This is a genomic window from Ruegeria sp. MALMAid1280, from assembly GCF_049195285.1.
GTDB lineage: Bacteria > Pseudomonadota > Alphaproteobacteria > Rhodobacterales > Rhodobacteraceae > Ruegeria.
Genome location: NZ_JBMIRT010000046.1, coordinates 235599 through 251842, shown reverse-complemented (window position 1 = coordinate 251842; position 16244 = coordinate 235599). Strand labels below are relative to the sequence as shown.

20 protein-coding genes are annotated in these 16244 nt (G+C 61.4%); 5 read left to right on the top strand and 15 right to left on the bottom strand.

What is annotated here, in order from left to right; all coding sequences use genetic code 11:
* Positions 1-193: 193 nt before the first annotated feature.
* From ACOQFT_RS11000 to ACOQFT_RS10990, 3 genes are all read right to left on the bottom strand, one after another.
* A complete protein-coding gene (locus ACOQFT_RS11000; protein ID WP_421597966.1) occupies positions 194-409 on the bottom strand; it encodes a hypothetical protein in 216 nt (71 codons plus the stop codon).
* Positions 394-789, bottom strand: coding sequence for a hypothetical protein (locus ACOQFT_RS10995; RefSeq protein WP_421597965.1), 396 nt, complete (start codon positions 787-789; stop codon positions 394-396). Before ACOQFT_RS10995 ends, ACOQFT_RS11000 begins: the two co-directional genes overlap by 16 nt.
* A gap of 89 nt (positions 790-878) precedes the next feature.
* On the bottom strand, positions 879-1364 hold the full coding sequence (locus ACOQFT_RS10990; RefSeq protein ID WP_421597964.1) for an RNA pyrophosphohydrolase: 486 nt from the start codon (positions 1362-1364) through the stop codon (positions 879-881).
* A gap of 137 nt (positions 1365-1501) precedes the next feature.
* On the opposite strand from ACOQFT_RS10990, the gene ACOQFT_RS10985 reads away from it, so the two are divergent.
* Positions 1502-3529: an FAD-dependent oxidoreductase gene (locus ACOQFT_RS10985; protein ID WP_421597963.1), complete on the top strand. Its 2028-nt coding sequence runs from the start codon at positions 1502-1504 to the stop codon at positions 3527-3529.
* Here ACOQFT_RS10985 and ACOQFT_RS10980 read toward each other — a convergent pair whose 3' ends face one another.
* Both ACOQFT_RS10980 and ACOQFT_RS10975 read right to left on the bottom strand, forming a co-directional pair.
* A complete protein-coding gene (locus ACOQFT_RS10980; protein ID WP_421597962.1) occupies positions 3530-4138 on the bottom strand; it encodes a LysE family translocator in 609 nt (202 codons plus the stop codon).
* Positions 4139-4215: 77 nt separating this feature from the next.
* Positions 4216-4656 carry a DUF4399 domain-containing protein gene (locus ACOQFT_RS10975; RefSeq protein WP_421597961.1) on the bottom strand — a complete coding sequence of 147 codons (441 nt, stop codon included), beginning with the start codon at positions 4654-4656 and terminating at the stop codon, positions 4216-4218.
* A 228-nt stretch (positions 4657-4884) separates the two neighbouring features.
* On the opposite strand from ACOQFT_RS10975, the gene ACOQFT_RS10970 reads away from it, so the two are divergent.
* Positions 4885-5790 carry a LysR family transcriptional regulator gene (locus ACOQFT_RS10970; protein ID WP_421597960.1) on the top strand — a complete coding sequence of 302 codons (906 nt, stop codon included), beginning with the start codon at positions 4885-4887 and terminating at the stop codon, positions 5788-5790.
* Positions 5791-5847: 57 nt separating this feature from the next.
* On the opposite strand, the gene ACOQFT_RS10965 is transcribed toward ACOQFT_RS10970, so the two are convergent.
* Genes ACOQFT_RS10965 through ACOQFT_RS10945 form a run of 5 tightly spaced genes read right to left on the bottom strand, consistent with a single transcriptional unit; the run spans position 5848 to position 9527 of the window.
* Positions 5848-6558: an SDR family NAD(P)-dependent oxidoreductase gene (locus ACOQFT_RS10965; RefSeq protein ID WP_421597959.1), complete on the bottom strand. Its 711-nt coding sequence runs from the start codon at positions 6556-6558 to the stop codon at positions 5848-5850.
* Positions 6559-6611: 53 nt separating this feature from the next.
* A complete protein-coding gene (locus ACOQFT_RS10960; RefSeq protein WP_421597958.1) occupies positions 6612-7514 on the bottom strand; it encodes an OmpA family protein in 903 nt (300 codons plus the stop codon).
* Entirely contained in the window at positions 7511-8083 is a 573-nt protein-coding gene (locus tag ACOQFT_RS10955; RefSeq protein ID WP_421597957.1) for a peroxidase-related enzyme, read from the bottom strand. The genes ACOQFT_RS10960 and ACOQFT_RS10955 overlap by 4 nt, the downstream gene beginning before the upstream one ends.
* Positions 8080-8808, bottom strand: coding sequence for a GNAT family N-acetyltransferase (locus tag ACOQFT_RS10950; RefSeq protein WP_421597956.1), 729 nt, complete (start codon positions 8806-8808; stop codon positions 8080-8082). Before ACOQFT_RS10950 ends, ACOQFT_RS10955 begins: the two co-directional genes overlap by 4 nt.
* Positions 8805-9527 (bottom strand): competence/damage-inducible protein A, encoded by a 723-nt coding sequence (locus tag ACOQFT_RS10945; protein WP_421597955.1) that lies wholly within the window; start codon positions 9525-9527, stop codon positions 8805-8807. The genes ACOQFT_RS10950 and ACOQFT_RS10945 overlap by 4 nt, the downstream gene beginning before the upstream one ends.
* Before the next feature lie 49 nt (positions 9528-9576).
* Between ACOQFT_RS10945 and sfsA the strand changes: the two genes are divergently transcribed.
* On the top strand, positions 9577-10272 hold the full coding sequence (sfsA, locus tag ACOQFT_RS10940; protein WP_421597954.1) for a DNA/RNA nuclease SfsA: 696 nt from the start codon (positions 9577-9579) through the stop codon (positions 10270-10272).
* A gap of 55 nt (positions 10273-10327) precedes the next feature.
* Positions 10328-10912, top strand: coding sequence for an imm11 family protein (locus tag ACOQFT_RS10935; protein ID WP_421597953.1), 585 nt, complete (start codon positions 10328-10330; stop codon positions 10910-10912).
* A gap of 59 nt (positions 10913-10971) precedes the next feature.
* On the opposite strand, the gene ACOQFT_RS10930 is transcribed toward ACOQFT_RS10935, so the two are convergent.
* Positions 10972-12642, bottom strand: coding sequence for a tetratricopeptide repeat-containing sulfotransferase family protein (locus tag ACOQFT_RS10930; protein ID WP_421597952.1), 1671 nt, complete (start codon positions 12640-12642; stop codon positions 10972-10974).
* 189 nt (positions 12643-12831) lie between these two features.
* On the opposite strand from ACOQFT_RS10930, the gene map reads away from it, so the two are divergent.
* Entirely contained in the window at positions 12832-13644 is an 813-nt protein-coding gene (gene map, locus ACOQFT_RS10925) for a type I methionyl aminopeptidase (RefSeq protein WP_421597951.1), read from the top strand.
* Here map and ACOQFT_RS10920 read toward each other — a convergent pair.
* The 4 genes from ACOQFT_RS10920 to ACOQFT_RS10905 are packed head-to-tail and all read right to left on the bottom strand — an operon-like array spanning position 13632 to position 16231.
* Positions 13632-13811, bottom strand: a complete 180-nt coding sequence (locus ACOQFT_RS10920) for a hypothetical protein (protein ID WP_421597950.1) — start codon at positions 13809-13811, stop codon at positions 13632-13634. The two genes, map and ACOQFT_RS10920, sit on opposite strands and share 13 nt — an antisense overlap.
* 23 nt (positions 13812-13834) lie before the next feature.
* On the bottom strand, positions 13835-14470 hold the full coding sequence (locus ACOQFT_RS10915) for an HAD family hydrolase (RefSeq protein ID WP_421597949.1): 636 nt from the start codon (positions 14468-14470) through the stop codon (positions 13835-13837).
* Positions 14463-15023 carry a 16S rRNA (guanine(966)-N(2))-methyltransferase RsmD gene (gene rsmD, locus ACOQFT_RS10910; protein ID WP_421597948.1) on the bottom strand — a complete coding sequence of 187 codons (561 nt, stop codon included), beginning with the start codon at positions 15021-15023 and terminating at the stop codon, positions 14463-14465. The genes ACOQFT_RS10915 and rsmD overlap by 8 nt, the downstream gene beginning before the upstream one ends.
* The gene (locus tag ACOQFT_RS10905) at positions 15020-16231 is read right to left on the bottom strand and encodes an NAD(P)/FAD-dependent oxidoreductase (protein WP_421597947.1); all 1212 of its coding nucleotides are present in this window, start codon (positions 16229-16231) and stop codon (positions 15020-15022) included. Before ACOQFT_RS10905 ends, rsmD begins: the two co-directional genes overlap by 4 nt.
* Positions 16232-16244: the final 13 nt, after the last annotated feature.

The following is a 16244-nucleotide window of genomic DNA, read 5'->3' as shown; positions in this document are numbered from 1 at the left end:
GTCACCGTTTGCCGCCGCACAGGACCGAGCAGCAGACCCGGCCCCAGGCGCGCTATGCTCACAGCCAGATGTGCCACGGCATGCAGCGCCAGCAATGGGTGACGCCGGATCGCGCGCCGCAGCTTGGGACAAATACGGCTATGGGCGTCCTGCCGGTCATCCTCCCCTTTTCAGCGCCGGGAGGTCATCGAAATTACCGCCAATAAACGGTGGTGTTGAACAGAATTCGCAACCCCAGCCCCCGTGCCCGGCGGATATAGGCGCGACGCACGGTGTTCAGTTCAAGAAACCCATTGCGGTCCTGTGTCATGTCCACGTGAAAGGCCACATCGTCCAGCCCCGCCGCCGCCAGCCGTGTCAGCAACGCCCGGCTGGCGCGGATGCCGTTGGTCATCAGGCAGGAGCGCATCCCCAAACGCCTGATCTCGCGGCACAGCGCCTCAAGGTCCGCGACCTTGCGCAGGGTCGGATCCCCCCGGTCAATTGCACTGAAACCCCGGTGCCGTAATGGCTGCGGATCGTCGCCAACCGCGCAAACAGCACCGAGAGCGGCGGATCATAGGTCATCTCGGCCCGGTTCGAGAGGTAGCACAGCGTACAGTCCAGATTGCAGTGCTGTGTGACCTCCAGCGCGCCGCAAGCGACCGGATAGAACCGCCCCGCCGTCTGGCCAGGGCCGTATTCACCGCAGCTTTTCAACCCCTTTCGCAGGGGCGTGCGCTGGTCTGTGCCTTTGAACATGCGTCCGGCGGGAACGATGGCGGGTTGTATGGGGGCAACGTCTTTCATGCCCACCAGGCTAGAGAGGTGCCGGAACCCAAACCACGCTCCCTCACGGCAAGTTGTCGCGGGGTGATCAGCGGGGTGTGGTGTCGTTCCTATCCCAGATAGTCGTCAAAAACAGCCAGCACCTGCATGTACACCTCACGTTTGAACGGCACGATTTCCTCGATCAGCTTGCCGGGTTCCTGCCATTTCCAGCAGGTGAATTCCGGGTGGTCGGTTTCGATATTGATCTGATCGTCACGGCCGGTGAAGCGCAGCAGGAACCATTTCTGCTCCTGCCCGCGATAGCGACCTTTCCAGATGTTAGGCACGATATCATGGGGCAGATCATAGGGTAGCCAACCGTCGGTTTCGGCCACAACCTCGACCAATTCAGACGTCACACCGGTTTCTTCCCATAGCTCACGCAGGGCCGCATCGCGGGGGGCTTCGCCCTTGTCGACGCCGCCCTGGGGCATTTGCCAGGCGTCCTTGTGGCGGTCATTGCGCTGGCCGACGAAAATCTTGCCCTCAGTGTTCATCAGCATCAGCCCGACGCAGGGGCGATAGGGCAGTTTGGCGATTTCTTCGGGGGTCATGCGCGGCCTCGTACGTTGCTCTGGCAACTCTGTATCAAGCGGTTCAGGAACAGCAAAGGGTGTGACGTTAGGTTCTGCGTGACAAAGGTGACGCGAACGTCAATCTAGCATCGAAGAATCGGGAGGGAGAGTTCGCCATGACTGCGTACCCAAACATGCTGGCCCCGCTGGATCTGGGCTTTACCACGTTGAAGAACCGCGTGCTGATGGGCTCGATGCATACCGGGCTTGAAGAAACCGGCGACTGGAACCGCGTGGCAGAATTCTACGCCGACCGGGCGCGCGGAGGTGTGGCGCTGATGGTGACGGGCGGGATTGGCCCGAACCTCGAAGGTTCGGTTCTGCCCGGCGCGTCGATGATGACCAACGACAAAGAGGTCGCGAACCACTCCATCATCACCCAGCGGGTGCATGAAGCGGGTGGCAAGATCGCCATGCAGATCCTGCACGCGGGGCGCTATGCCTATGGTCCCAAATGCGTGGCCCCCAGTCCGGTAAAATCCCCGATCTCACCCTTCCCGCCCAATGAGCTGGATGAAGAGGGCATCGAGAAGCAGATCAGTGATATCGTAAACGCCGCCGTCCTGGCCCGGAAAGCGGGTTATGACGGGGTCGAGATCATGGGGTCCGAGGGGTATTTCCTGAACCAGTTCCTCGTGACACACACCAACAAGCGTGAGGATCGCTGGGGTGGGTCCTATGAAAACCGGATGCGCCTGCCCATTGAGGTGGTGCGCCGCACGCGTGAGGCCGTCGGCACCGATTTCATCATCATCTATCGGCTGTCGATGATCGACCTGATCCCCAATGGCTCGACCCATGAAGAGGTTGTAGAACTGGCCCAGCGGATCGAACAGGCCGGGGCCACGATCATCAACACCGGTATCGGCTGGCATGAAGCGCGGATTCCCACCATCGCCACCAGCGTGCCGCGCGCGGCCTTTGCGTGGGTCACCAAGAAACTGATGGGCAAGGTCGGTATCCCGGTGATCACCTCGAACCGGATCAACACGCCCGAGGTCGCCGAAGAGGTTCTGTCCACCGGCTGCGCCGACATGGTTTCGCTGGCCCGCCCCATGCTGGCGGATGCGGAGTTCGTGAACAAGGCGATGGCCGGTCAGTCCGCGCAGATCGCGCCCTGTATCGCCTGCAATCAGGCCTGCCTGGATCACACGTTCAGCGGCAAGCTGACCTCGTGCCTGGTCAACCCGCGCGCCTGCCACGAGACAGAGCTGAAAATTGGCAAGGCCGAGACGCCCAAGACCGTTGCCATCGTTGGTGCCGGTCCGGCGGGCCTGTCCACCGCGATGACAGCCGCCCAGCGCGGCCATGACGTGACCCTGTTCGACCGCGCCGCTGAAATCGGTGGCCAGTTGAACATGGCCAAACAGGTACCGGGTAAGGAAGAGTTCTGGGGGCTGGTTGATTGGTACCGCACCATGATGGCTGATCTGGGCGTCAAGGTGGAGCTGAACCGAGAGGTCAGCGCCGACGACCTGACCGGTGTTGACGAGGTGATCATCGCCACCGGTGTCACCCCCCGCGATCCGCAGATTCCGGGGCAGGACCGTGACAACGTCATCACCTATATCGACGTGCTGCGCGACAAGGCCAAGGTCGGGAAATCCGTCGCCGTGATCGGCGCGGGCGGTATCGGCTTCGATGTGTCTGAATTCCTGCTTGAGAACGGCCACAGCATCACCACCGACTTGCCCGCCTGGATGAAGGAATGGGGCGTGACCGACCCGGAGCAGCATCGCTCGGGCCTGGCACCTGAAGGCCCGCAACCCGAAGCCCCCGCGCGCGACGTTACTCTGTTGCAGCGCAAGAAACAGGCACACGGCAAGGGATTGGGCAAGACGACCGGCTGGATTCACCGGGCGACACTGAAGATGAAGGACGTCAATTTTGTCGGCGGCGTGAACTATGAACGCATTGACGACGACGGCCTGCATATCAGCTTTGGCGAGGAACGCGCGGACCCCACCGTGATTGCGGCAGACACGATCGTGCTGTGTTCCGGTCAGCTGTCCGAGCGCAGCCTTGCGGATGCGCTGATCGAACGGGGGATCACCCCGCATGTGATCGGCGGCGCGGATGTGGCGGCGGAATTGGATGCGAAACGGGCAATCAATCAGGGGACGCGGCTGGCAGCCGCCCTCTGATCACTCCGAAAGCGCCAGCTTGACGCCCAGCGCCCCAAACGCTGTCGCGAAACACCGTTTGATCCAGGCCATCACGGATGGTCTGCGAATGACGTAATCCCGTGCAAGGGCAGCGCAGGCGCCGTATCCGACAAAGACCACAAAGGTCATCGCCATAAAGGCGGCGGCCAGCTTGGCCAGTTCCAAACCGGCATTTGCAGAGCCCGCTGGCAGAAACTGAGGCAGAAAGGCCAGGAAAAACAAGGACAGCTTGGGGTTCAGCACATTGATCAACGTCCCGGTCACCGCGATCTTGAGATGACCTGCCGAGGATTTTTCGGCGTTGACCTCCATGGCGCCACCGTCTTTGACAATCCCCCAAGCCATGTAGAACAGGTAGAGGACGCCCAGATACTTGATGACTTGAAACGCCAGCGCACTGGTATGCAACAGGGCGGCAAGTCCGATGATACTGGCCAAAGCTGCCGGGACGATCCCCAACGTGCATCCCACCGCCGCCGCAAGGCTGGCGCGAAACCCGCGTCCAAGACCAATCGCCAGAGTGTAGATCACTCCGGTTCCGGGCAGTAACACTACAATCAAGGATGTCAGAAAGAACTCCAGCGACATATCGGCCTCCTGTTTTGGCCGACAGAGTTTCCGACATTCAAATTATTGTAAACCGGTTTTGCGGGTGATTGCGGCGACTATTCCACCGTAACCGTAACCACATCAGACACAATCGGCGTGGAATGCGGTACGTGGCCCGCATCGCCCAGCACCAGTTGCAGCGTGTGCTCACCCGGGGCGAGGTCCAATGTCACCTCGGTCTGGCCGCCGCCGAAATGCAGGTGGTTGTCGTCCGAGGGCAGACCATTGGCCAGCTCATCCGCGCCATCCTCGCCCTCACCCAAGGGCGGGCGGTCGATCAGCAGGTGGTGATGGCCTGTATTTTCCGTCTCGGTCCCGGCAGGGGCAACGCCCATGCCGCTGAGGCCAAAGACCACGGTGACCGGCGACTGGACGGTGTCCCCATCGGCAAGGTTCACGAAATAAACCTTCGCGTCAGGGTTGGATACAGTTTCCCCTCCGGCCAGCGCAAGGGTTGCGGACAGGCACAGGGCAGCTAGGGCAAGCAGGGCTTTCATGATCTCCTCCGTGGTCACAAATTTGCCATTCTCACCTTAGCACAACCGGACACAAGCGCAGAAATTCCCTGCCTGTCAGGCTCTGTGGTGATGCCGGAAACCATTGTTTCCGCGTTTCCTATCTGCAAACGATCTGATTCAAATCCCTGATATTATCCCATGTCTGCCCTGTTTCCGCCCAGATTGAAGGCGACAGTCGGGCAACGACTATGCACCCGGGGAACGAGAATGGATCGACTTACCGAAATGGAAGCCTTTGCCAATGTGGTGGACCAGGGTGGATTCACCGATGCGGCCAAGAAAATGGGCATCTCCAAATCGGCCGTGTCAAAGCACGTGTCCAGCCTTGAGGCCCGATTGGGCGCACGGCTGCTGAACCGTACCACACGCCGCGTTTCCCCCACCGAGATCGGACTTGCCTATTACGACCGCGCCCGCCGTGTGCTGAATGACGCGGGCGAGGCGGATGCGCTTGTAACCTCGATGCAGTCCGCCCCCTCGGGTTTGCTGAGGATCAGCGTGGCGACGGATTTCGGCGTAAACCACTTGTCACCGGTTCTATCGGATTTCCTCGCCGCCTATCCGGACATCACCGTGAACATGGTGCTGAACAACCGCTATGTTGAACTGATCTCGGAAGGGTTCGACGTTGCCGTGCGCATTGGTGAACTGGAAGACAGCACCCTGCGCGCGCGCAAGCTGACCGAAACCGTGAAACGCATGGTCGCCGCGCCCAGCTATATCGAGAAATTCGGACGTCCGCAGAAGATCGACGACCTGAACGAACACAAGCTGCTGCACTATTCCAGCCAATCCTCGGGCAATGTCTGGAAACTGACCGCGCCTTCGGGCGAAAAACGGCAGGTCCGCACCGCTGGTTGGCTGAGCGTCAATGACGGTCAGTCGCTGTTGAATGCGGCCATCTCGGGGCTGGGGATCGCGTATCTGCCCAGTTATCTGTATGCGGACGCGCTGAAATCCGGGCAGGTACTGGATGCTATGCCGTCGCTGCCGGATGAGGTGCAGGGCATTTACGCCGTCTACCCGCCTGGCCGCTTTACCCAACCCAAGGTGCGGGCATTCATTGATTTTCTTGTCGAGGCCTTCAATGAAAAAGGCTCGATGGACTGGTAATATCTCCCCGGTGAACCTCGACGGCCCGCGCATCTGTGCGGGTCTTTTTTTGTCTGCTCAGAACCGTTCGACCCAGGGCCGCAGGGTCAGTTCATCGCTCCAGGCCGAGCGGTCCTGATGGATCAGATGCATGTATTCGCGGGCAATGGCGTCCGGATCCAGCATCGAGTCGGGCGTATCGGCCGCTGCAATCCGCTTCGGGTTGCGGATACCGCCGTCGATATTGACCCAGGCCACATGGATGCCGCGGGGGTGCAGCTCGCGCGCCATGGATTGTGCCAATCCCCGTTGCGCAAACTTGCCCATGGCAAAAGGCGCCGACAGCGGGAAGCCTTTGACCCCTGCCGAGGCACCGGTGAACAGGATCGTGCCCCGCCGGTTGTCGCGCATGGGCTGATCCAACATGCGGCGGGCGGCGGCCTGACCCAGCAGGAACGCCCCATGCGCCGTCACCTCAACCGCCTTGCGGACGGTTTCGGGGTCAAGCTCTGTGATCGGGCCGCGTTGCCGGGCCGAGGGGTTATAGCACGCAACCCGCAGCTCGCCTGGTACGCTGGCGACCAGCGTCGCCACGCCCTGCGCATCCGTGCCATCCAACTGATGCAGCCGCGCCCCTGTCTCGGCGGCCAAGGGTTCCAGATCCGAAACGTCGCGGGCGGCCAGGTGCACGGCATACCCGCCCTGTGCCAATGCCCGCGCGAACGAGGCCGACAGACCGGCCCCCGCGCCAATGATCACGGCCTGCGGCGTTGGTGTCTGGTCAGTCATGAGGGGTCCTTTCGTTTTCGATCGGCTCGCCTGTCTGACCTATGTCACCAAGGTCAATTGACCAGCAAAACCGCCTCGACCCGGCGGTTCAGGTCGCGGCCCTCGGGCGTGGCATTCGAGGTCAGCGGAGCAAGGTAGCCAATGCCGCGCGCCTCGACCCGGTCGGCGGCAACCCCGTGGGCCTCGATCAGACGGGTCCGGACCGCCTGCGCCCGGCCGGTGCTGACCGAGATGTTGGCATCCAGCGCGCCGGTGTCGTCCGTGTGCCCAACCAGTGCCAGCCGCATATCGGGATTGTCGGACAGATAAGACGCGATCAGGTCCAACGAGGCAAAAGGGCCGTCGCCCAGCGTGATCTCTCCGGTGCGGAAATGCAGATCATCCAGAATCACATGCCCGTTCTGTTCCAATGCAGCCAACAACCCTTCGGAGGTATCAGCCGTTTCCTCGATCACCAGCGGCGGCGGCGCTTCTGCGTCAACCGGAGAGACCCGGATCAACTGAATGTACCCGCTGGGCGGATTGCGGCTGACCAGCAGGCTCAGGACATCGTCGCCGCGGGTGGCGGACAGAAAACGGTAATCCTGAATCGCCACATACATGTCGGGGGTCGGGACAACCTCGGTCCCAAAGCGGAAATCGAAGCCACCACAGGCGCGGGCCTCGCATTCGAACAGCACGTCATAGTCTTGGTCGACGATCTGTTCGCGCAGCGGGGCCAGCAGCTGCAGCGTCGTGCTGGAGCCCGATTGCAGGCGCCAGGTGATCCGTTCAACCCGCCCCTCGACCTGCCGCACGGGCAGGGTGCCATCGGAATACGGGCCAGTGGGCAGGTCATAACTGTCCAGCGGGCTGATCCGGTCGCTGATCTGGCGGGCGCCCGAAGGCAACGTCAACTCCTGCGCAACACCCGGCCCGGCCAATAGCAACAGGATCAGTGAGGCAAAACGGATCATCGGGCCTGCGCGTGGTATTGGTCGTTCGGAACCATCGTCGTAGCACTGGCAACCCGGTTCGACATGTTGAAAAAGCCGGTCACATTGGCGATGTCCCAGATGTCACGATCGGTAAAGCCCGCATCCCGCAGGCGCTGACGGTCGGGTTCTTCGATCTCGGTGCTGGCGGTTGTCATCTTGGCAGCAAAGTCCAGCATCGCCCGCTGGCGCGTGTCCAAAGGCGCGACGCGGTAGTTCATCACCAGCATTTCGCCCAACTGCGGATCACCCGACAATTGCCGCACCGCCGCACCATGGGCCACGAGGCAATAGAAACATTTGTTGATTGCCGACACGACCACCGCGATCATCTCACGCTCAAGCTTGCTGAGGCCGCTGTCGCCCAGCATCAGGTCGTTATACATCGCGGTGAAGGCGTTCAGCTTGTCGATATCAAACGCATAGGCCCGCAGCACATTCGGCACAAAGCCCAGCTTTTCCACGCAGATATCAAAGTATTTCTGCGTCTCGGGCGGCAGCGGGTTCACCATCGGCAGGTCCAGCGCGGTGGGGGCAGATTGGTCGGTCACGTCGGGCTTTCTCCTTCAACAAGCTGACGGTAGTGGTATTCGTCGGCAATCTCCATCCCGAGCGCATGATAAAGCCCGTTGGCCCCGGCATTTGCCTTGGTGCAGATCACGCTGAGCGTTTCCGCCCCGTTATCCCGCGCCCAGAAGGCGGCGGCGCGCATGGCCCAACCACCCAGGCCCTGACGGCGATGATCGGGCAGGATTTCCAGCGCGTGCACCATCGCGACCCCATCGTGAATCGCAACAAAACCGGTCCCGGCGGGTTGATCGTTATGGCGCAGCAGCAGGCCGGTCTTGGGCCCCTGCGCGCGGTCCATCACCGCAACCCGCCGGGGGCCAATGCCGCCCTTCGCCCAGATCTCACGCATGATCGCCAGCGGCTCGGGCGTGAGGAACACCGTGACACGAGGGATCGGAATATCCGTCAGGTGACCGACAGGGCAGGCATAGATGTTGACCGGGTCCAGAACCTGATAGCCGCGCGCGGTCAGTTGCGCATCCAGCGCTTCGTCCCCCGGGCGCAGGCAGAAGATGCGCTTTTGCCCCATCGCCTGCATCGCGGCCTCGGCGGCGTCGATATCCGCGTCACCTGCCGGCCTCAGAGCATTGGCCGCCGACACACGTGATCCGCCGCCCTGCCCTTGCCGCAGTTGAAACGGCCCCAGCCGTTCATACCGCGCAGCAGGCCAGGTTCCGTCAACGATGTCGGCCCAGTTGACGCTCACAGATCAAGCTCTTTCGCAAGCCGGGTGGTGGCGGCATCGATGCGCGCGCCGTCGGTACCGCGCACCACGACATTGGCGCCGAATACGCCGTTGATCTGGAACGGATAGCACCCGATTGTGAGGTCCGCGAAATCACCGGCCAACGCGGAAAGCGTGGCAGCGATATCGCCTTCGCCCCGATCCACCCGCAGGGTTTGCGACAGCAGCGGGCTGCCACCGGTCAGGCCGGGCAACACACTGGCCACCATCGCCTGAAACACCAATGGCACCCCGGCCATCACATGCACGTTTTCCATGGCAAACCCCGGCGCGGTCGACACCGGATTGTCGATCAGCACCGCCCCGTCCGGAATGCGCGCCATGCGCAGGCGGGCCTCGTTCAACTCCAGCCCGGAATTATCGTAATGCGCCTGCAGCAGCGCGCGGGCATCGTCGCGAATATCGATCTGCGCCCCAAAGGCGCGCGCAATGCAGTCGGCGGTGATATCGTCATGGGTCGGCCCGATCCCGCCGCTGGTGAATACATGGTCGTGATCGTCGGACAGCGCCTTGACCGCCGCCTCGATCGCCGGGGCATCGTCGCTGACGATCCGCACCTCTTTCAGGTCGATACCGTGTTTGGTCAGTTCCCCGGCCAGATAATGCATATTCGCATCGCGAGTCCGGCCCGACAGGATCTCATCCCCGATCACCAGCATTGCAGCGGTTGGATTTGCCATGGCGTGCCCCCTCTTGATCGACCGTTAGGGCAGGTATAGGCCCTGAGCCATGCGATTTGAAACCCCCCTTGTCCCCGCCCGCCTGATCCGCCGCTACAAACGCTTTCTGGCCGATTGCACGCTGGAGGACGGGCGCGAGATCACCGCCCACTGCGCCAATCCGGGGTCGATGATGGGGCTGGCCGAGCCGGGTGAGAAAATCTGGCTGGAGCCCAATGACGACCCTAAGAAAAAGCTGAAATACGGTTGGCGGCTGGTCGATCATGAAAACGGCCATTTCACCGGGGTCGATACCTCGGTCCCGAATCGGGCGCTGCGTGCGGCGCTTGAGGCGCGTGAAATCCCCGAATTGGCGGCCTATGAAACGGTCCGCCCCGAGGTGAAATACGGCGAAAACAGTCGCATCGACTTTCTGCTGACCCAGCCCGGCCTGCCGGATGCCTATGTCGAGGTCAAAAGCGTCACCCTGTCCCGCCAACCCGGTCTGGCCGAGTTCCCAGACAGCGTCACCGCCCGCGGCACCAAACATCTGGGAGAGCTGGCGGCGATGGTGGCACAGGGGCACCGGGCGATCCTGTTGTATCTGGTGCAGCGCACCGATTGCGACCGTCTGGCGCTGGCCGCCGATATCGACCCGGCCTATGCGGCAGCGTTCGAGGTGGCGCAGGCACAGGGGGTGGAGCGGTTGGTCTATGGGACACGAATTACGCCAGAAGGTGTTTGGGTCGGAAACCCCATAGGATAGCTTGCAAACAACGTATTGATGAAATTCTACGCAATTTCTGTACCTTGACGACGCCGTGACACATAAGAAAGTTTGGGAATCCCTCCTTCTGTACGGCACCCGCATTGTCCAGCCCGTCGAGGTCCATCTGGATGCTCCACGACCGTCAGGGTATGTGGCGTTTCAGGACAGATACGAAGATGCGCAGGACATAGACGTGTCCGGGTATCCAGACTACGTGTATTTCGAATTTCGCGATCTCCCCAACAAAAAGAAGGAAAACCTGCCGGGTGTATTTACGGGCCATTTGAGTTTGATTTTTGTGTCGGAGTCGATGCGTGATCTATTGATGGGGTTTGAGCTCGGCCGAACCCGGTTTCATGAGGTAGAGTTGCGCGAATATGACCAAGAAACGCCCTATCCTGGGCGGCGATGGTTTTTCATGCATATATTGGAGAACCGAAAAACACTTGTCCCGGATCAATCTATTGGGCTTAGACCGGTTGAAACCAAGGGATTAGCGTGGAGGTCAATCCCTGAAGGCAAAAACAAGCTTGCGGTCGACCCGTCGTCCGCCTGTGATCTAGACTTCCGGATGGATCGCAGCATCAGAAGCCGCGTGTTTTTCTCGGATCGTTTGAAAATTGCGATCAAGGACTAGGGGCTCAGCGCCCGCTGGCTTGGATTCCGACCGTGTAAAGTTCTTGTAGCAAACTAAGCTTAGGATTGCCGTTCAAAAACCTCGGGCCACAGATCCGTGTCCAAACCTTGCACAAACGGCTCGAACAGATCCGCCACCGCCTGCCAGCCTCCGACCGAGGCTGTATTCACCGGTTGCCGGGCCTGCAGATTACTGGCCGTTCGGATCGCATTCGCGGACTTGTCCGGCGTCAGCATGGCGTCCTCGAACGGCAGGTCGCAAATCCGCGCAAGGTCTTGCGCGGTGTTCTGTAGATCGCCCACCAACGTCTCATACCGGATGTCGTGAATGCGGCCCGGCAGGACCTGATGCCAGTGGCGCATATAGCGCTGATACCGGTTGGCCTCGGCCGCCATCCAGTTCAGGTCATGGGCGTAATACAACCCGCCCGCCCCGAAATTTGCACGCCACATCGACAGGGCGATGTCACGCGGGTCGCGCAGCACGTTGAGGATCACGGCGCTGGGGAAGGACTGCGCAATCTCGCCCAGAAAGGCATAGTTTCCGGGGGCTTTGTCTACAAAGGCCGTGGCACCTTCGGGCAGCGCAGGCAGCTTTGCCATGTAGTGCGCGGCCAGTCCGTTGACGGCGCGCCATTCCGGTGGTTGCACTTCGGCCTGCCGGGCCCATTGATGGACCGAGGCCAGCTCTCCCAGACCTTGAACGGTGGAATGGCGGGCCAGAATACGCTCAATCAGCGTGGTGCCGGACCGGGGCAGGCCGACCACGAAAATCGGCCGGGGGCTGCCTGCGGATGGCTCGGACCCGGTAGCGGGCAATGGGGCGGCCAGCCGTTTGGCGCAGTCTTTGGCACTGCGGTCTTCCCAGGCTTCGAACCCGTTGCGCTGCAGCTTGTGGGCCTCGGCCAGATGCTGCATTTCCTGCGCGGTGTTCTTTTGCCGGCGCGCCAGATTTGCCGCGGCAAACCGCAGTTTCACTTCATCCTCCGGGTTGGCCGCGGGGCCGTGTTCCAGCGTTTTGGATATCCGGGTCTGCAATGTGGCGATGTCGTCAAAGGTGAGGTTCGGCAGTCCGGCCATTAATTCCAGCGCATCCGGATGCTCGGGCGCCAGCGCAAGCGCGGCGCGGACATTATTCAGGACCTCGTCCAATTGACCCAGCCCCAGCTGCGATCTGGCCAGCCGCACCAGGCCGGGAAGGTATTTCGGTTGCTTCTTGACCAGCGCAGTCAGCACATCAACCGCGTCCTGCCATTGGTGCATCGAATCCAGAATGTCCGCCTTCAGAATCTGCGCATTCGGATTGGCAGGTTCGCGACTCAATACCTGTTCGACATCCGCCAGCGCCTGTTCCGGCTGCTGCTCCTGCAACAGGGCCAGCGCGCGGATGAACTGCTGGGCGGGGCTCAGCGGGCCACGCGTGGCGATCTTTTTCAGAAACGTCAGCGCATCGGCGGGATCACCTCCCTGAACCAGACTAAGCGCATAGTTCTGGATCAGTTCGGCATTTCCGGGATCCAGCCGCCAGGCCTGTTGAAAATGGGTCTGGGCCAGTTTGGGTTTCTTCTGCTGCACCGCGCTGATGCCCGCAAGTCTTGGCAGCGCCGCGATTTTTGGCCATTTCTTGGCGGCCTTGGAGGCCCTTTTGAACGCACGGTCCGGCCGTCCGGCCTTGAGAAGTTCGCTGATGCCGGCAATCTCGGCCCTCAACTGGTCAGCTTTTCTTTGCATCTGCCTGCCCCTCTCTGTTTCATGTGCCCGCCCGGACTTGCCTTGTGCTAGTTCAAAATTACCTGAGGGTCTACATGCGATCAGACCGCATGAGGGGTGGCGGTGACATTGCGGACTGACACCCTCTGGTACTTTCTGCACAAGCAGCGTAAAAGGAATGCTGCGCGAAACATTTGGAGCCTCGCATCCATGAAGGAACATCGTGGCCGTCTGACCAAGGACGGTATCCGCATCTATGAACAGGGTGACTTTGCCGGCATGCATGCGGCAGGGGCCTTGGCCGCGCGGATTCTGGATGACGTAGCCGAACATGTCTTTCCCGGCCAGACAACCGGTGCGATTGACGGGCTTATCACCCAGATGGTCGAGGACGCAGGCGCAACCTCGGCTACCATCGGTTACAAGGGTTATCAGCACGCCAGCTGCATCAGCGTCAATCACGTGGTCTGCCACGGTATCCCCGGCGACAAGCGGTTGAAAGATGGCGATATCCTGAATATCGACGTCACCGTCATCGTTGACGGCTGGTTCGGCGACACCTCGCGCATGTATGTGGCGGGCAAACTGCCGCGCAAGGCCGAGCGTCTGATCCAGGTGACCCATGACGCCCTGTTCAAGGGGATCGAGATGGTCAAGCCGGGCAACACCTTCGGTGATATCGGCCACGCTATTCAGGCTTATGTCGAAGCACACCGGATGAGCGTTGTGCGCGATTTCTGCGGTCACGGTCTGGGCCGGGTGTTCCACGCGCCGCCAAATGTACTGCACTATGGCCGTCCGGGCACCGGCGCGATTCTGGAAGAGGGCATGTTCTTCACCATTGAACCGATGGTGAACCTTGGCCGCCCCGAGACCAAGACCCTGTCCGATGACTGGACCGCCGTGACCCGCGACAAGTCGCTGTCGGCGCAGTTTGAACATTCGGTGGGTGTGACGGCGGATGGGGTCGACATCTTTACCCTGTCACCGGGCAGCAAGTTTCACCCGACCTATTCCTCCTGATCGGCGGCCTGATCGCGCATCAGTTTCAGCAACAGGGTTTCCTGTCCCCATGGCGTGACCGCGTCGTGGATGAACACCGGCGCGCGCGCGGGTTTCCGCTCGGGTCCGGTGGTTGCGTCGGTTCCCTGCGGAACAGTCCAGATCGGGAGTTTCAGGGCACGGTCCATGCGCTGATACTAGCATGTCCCGGTCAAATCCCCAAAAGCGCTGGAACCTCGGCCATATCGGTTATGACTTCTGCGCCGAGCTGGGCCAGATCTTCCCCACCCCCATGCGGCGCATAAGCCAGACAGCGCATATTGGCACGGATTGCGGCGGTGACACCGCTGGCGCTGTCCTCGATGACCACGGGTCGCGAGGCGCCAAACTGTTTCGCCGCCGTCAGGAACATGGTCGGGTCGGGTTTGCCGACACCCAATGTGTAGGCCGAGAACATCACGTCCTTGAACCGATCCCATAGGCCGTTCTGACCCAGCGTGACCCGCATTTTGTCAGGCCCGCCATTGGAGGCAACGCAGAACGGCACGCGGCGTTCATCCAGCAGCGTCAGCAATTCCGATATGCCGGGAACCAAAGGCACGCCCTGCCGAAGATGGGTGTCTGTTTCGGCATCGAATTCCGCGATCCAGTTCTCGGGCAGGTCTGCCCCAAGACCGCGGGCGATATCCTGAACTTCGGGCATGGTCTTGCCGGTAAAAATCCTGTGGCACTCATCGGCCGTCAACGACAACCCGTGCCGGGCCAGGTTTGCGACCATCACCTGATTGGACAGCGGCTCACTATCGACCAGAACGCCGTCGCAATCGAAAATGACCAGATCATGCATTCGAGGGATCGCTCCACATCAGGGTGATATGCGTGTCGCCGTATTTACGGCTGTCCTGCAGTGTGAACCCCGCAGGCGGTTGCATCGGGGCGTTTTCTTCCCACACGATCAGGGCGTCCGGGGCGATCCAGCCGTGCGACAGGGCGGCGATGGCCTTCTGCCCCATGGACTTGCCATAAGGCGGGTCCAGAAAGACCAGATCATAAGGCGCGCCGGGGTTTTCTCCCAACCGCGCGGCATCCCGGCGGATCAGATCGGTGCGGTCGGCACTGCGGGTCAGATCGATATTCTTGCGGATCAGACCCTGCGCCACGCGCCCGTCATCGACAAAGGTCACATGCGCAGCCCCACGCGACAGCGCCTCAAGCCCCAATGCGCCCGTCCCTGCAAACAGGTCCAAAACGCGCAGGCCGTCGAAATCAATCTGATGGCCGAGCACGTTGAACAGGCTTTCGCGTACGCGGTCGGTGGTGGGGCGCAGATGTGCGCCCGTATCCCCCTTGCCGACCGAGGCCAAGGCGCGGCCCCGGAACTCTCCGGCGATGATCCTCACGCTTTGAGCAGCGGCTTCAGGTCCGCGCCCGCGTCGGCCACGATGGCCGGATCGGCGGTCTTACCCGATTCAATCAGGCGTTTGCCGACCATATAGGCGCGCGGATCGTTCATTGCGTCGACCGCGATCAACTGATCACCCTTGTAGTACCAGAACGACACGGTTTGACCTTCGCCCTTCCGTGTCACCACGCGGTCATACCCGGTGTTCAGGCCGGCGATCTGCAATTTGACGTCATACTGATCCGACCAGAACCACGGTGTCGCCACGTAGTCCTTGGCCGCGCCCAGCATGTTCTGGGCCACGATCTCGGCCTGATCGATTGCGTTCGGAACGCTTTCCAGACGGATGCGGGTACCGCCATGTGGGAAGGACGCACAATCGCCCGCGGCCCAGATCGACGGGTCAGACGTGCGGCCATGGGCATCGGTCTTGATGCCGTTATCCAGCTCAAGCCCCGCCATCTCGGCCAGTTGGGTCGAGGGGACAATTCCCACACCGACAACGACAAAATCGACCTGCAATTCGGTGCCGTCGGTCAGAACCGCGCCGACCACCTTGCCGTTTTCACCCACCAAACGCTCCAACCCGACACCTTCGCGGATATCGGCGCCGTACTCGCTGTGCAAAGCCCGGAAATAGTCGCTGGTCTCGGGCGCGGCCACCCGTTTCAGAATACGGGCGGCCATCTCGACCAGGGTCACCTTGACCCCGCGCTTGGCACAGACCGCTGCGGCCTCGAGCCCGATATAGCCACCACCGACGATCAAGGCGCGCGCGCCGTCTGCCACGCGGGGCTCCATCTCATCGATATGCGCCAGATCGCGCACCACATGCACGCCGTCCAGATCACCACCAATCGCGGCAGGCAGATAACGCGGGTCCGACCCGGTGGTCAGTGCCAATTCGTCATAGGAGATCACCTCATCCCCAACGGTCACAGTCTTGGCCTGCGGGTCAATCGCGCTGACGCGCTGGCCCAGCCGCAGGGTGATGTTGTTCTCGGCATAGAAACTCTCGGGCCGCAGAAACAGGCGTTCCAGTTCCATCTCGCCCAGCAGATAGGCCTTGGACAGCGGCGGGCGCTGATAAGGCAGATGCGGCTCGGCCCCGATCAGGGTGATCTTGCCGTCAAACCCGTCCTTGCGCAGTCTGGCGACAAGCGAAGACCCCGCCTGCCCCGCACCGATCACGACAATATGGCTCATGTTCCTCCCACCG

Coding starts and splice junctions, on each gene's coding strand:
- ACOQFT_RS11000 (WP_421597966.1), bottom strand. CDS start 409: ATGCGCTCCTGCCTGATGACCAACGGCATCCGCGCCAGCCGGGCGTTG.
- ACOQFT_RS10995 (WP_421597965.1), bottom strand. CDS start 789: ATGAAAGACGTTGCCCCCATACAACCCGCCATCGTTCCCGCCGGACGC.
- ACOQFT_RS10970 (WP_421597960.1), top strand. CDS start 4,885: ATGGATCGACTTACCGAAATGGAAGCCTTTGCCAATGTGGTGGACCAG.
- ACOQFT_RS10990 (WP_421597964.1), bottom strand. CDS start 1,364: ATGACCCCCGAAGAAATCGCCAAACTGCCCTATCGCCCCTGCGTCGGG.
- ACOQFT_RS10905 (WP_421597947.1), bottom strand. CDS start 16,231: ATGAGCCATATTGTCGTGATCGGTGCGGGGCAGGCGGGGTCTTCGCTT.
- ACOQFT_RS10920 (WP_421597950.1), bottom strand. CDS start 13,811: ATGGACCGTGCCCTGAAACTCCCGATCTGGACTGTTCCGCAGGGAACC.
- sfsA (WP_421597954.1), top strand. CDS start 9,577: ATGCGATTTGAAACCCCCCTTGTCCCCGCCCGCCTGATCCGCCGCTAC.
- ACOQFT_RS10930 (WP_421597952.1), bottom strand. CDS start 12,642: ATGCAAAGAAAAGCTGACCAGTTGAGGGCCGAGATTGCCGGCATCAGC.
- ACOQFT_RS10945 (WP_421597955.1), bottom strand. CDS start 9,527: ATGGCAAATCCAACCGCTGCAATGCTGGTGATCGGGGATGAGATCCTG.
- ACOQFT_RS10980 (WP_421597962.1), bottom strand. CDS start 4,138: ATGTCGCTGGAGTTCTTTCTGACATCCTTGATTGTAGTGTTACTGCCC.
- ACOQFT_RS10960 (WP_421597958.1), bottom strand. CDS start 7,514: ATGATCCGTTTTGCCTCACTGATCCTGTTGCTATTGGCCGGGCCGGGT.
- ACOQFT_RS10975 (WP_421597961.1), bottom strand. CDS start 4,656: ATGAAAGCCCTGCTTGCCCTAGCTGCCCTGTGCCTGTCCGCAACCCTT.
- ACOQFT_RS10965 (WP_421597959.1), bottom strand. CDS start 6,558: ATGACTGACCAGACACCAACGCCGCAGGCCGTGATCATTGGCGCGGGG.
- ACOQFT_RS10915 (WP_421597949.1), bottom strand. CDS start 14,470: ATGCATGATCTGGTCATTTTCGATTGCGACGGCGTTCTGGTCGATAGT.
- map (WP_421597951.1), top strand. CDS start 12,832: ATGAAGGAACATCGTGGCCGTCTGACCAAGGACGGTATCCGCATCTAT.
- ACOQFT_RS10985 (WP_421597963.1), top strand. CDS start 1,502: ATGACTGCGTACCCAAACATGCTGGCCCCGCTGGATCTGGGCTTTACC.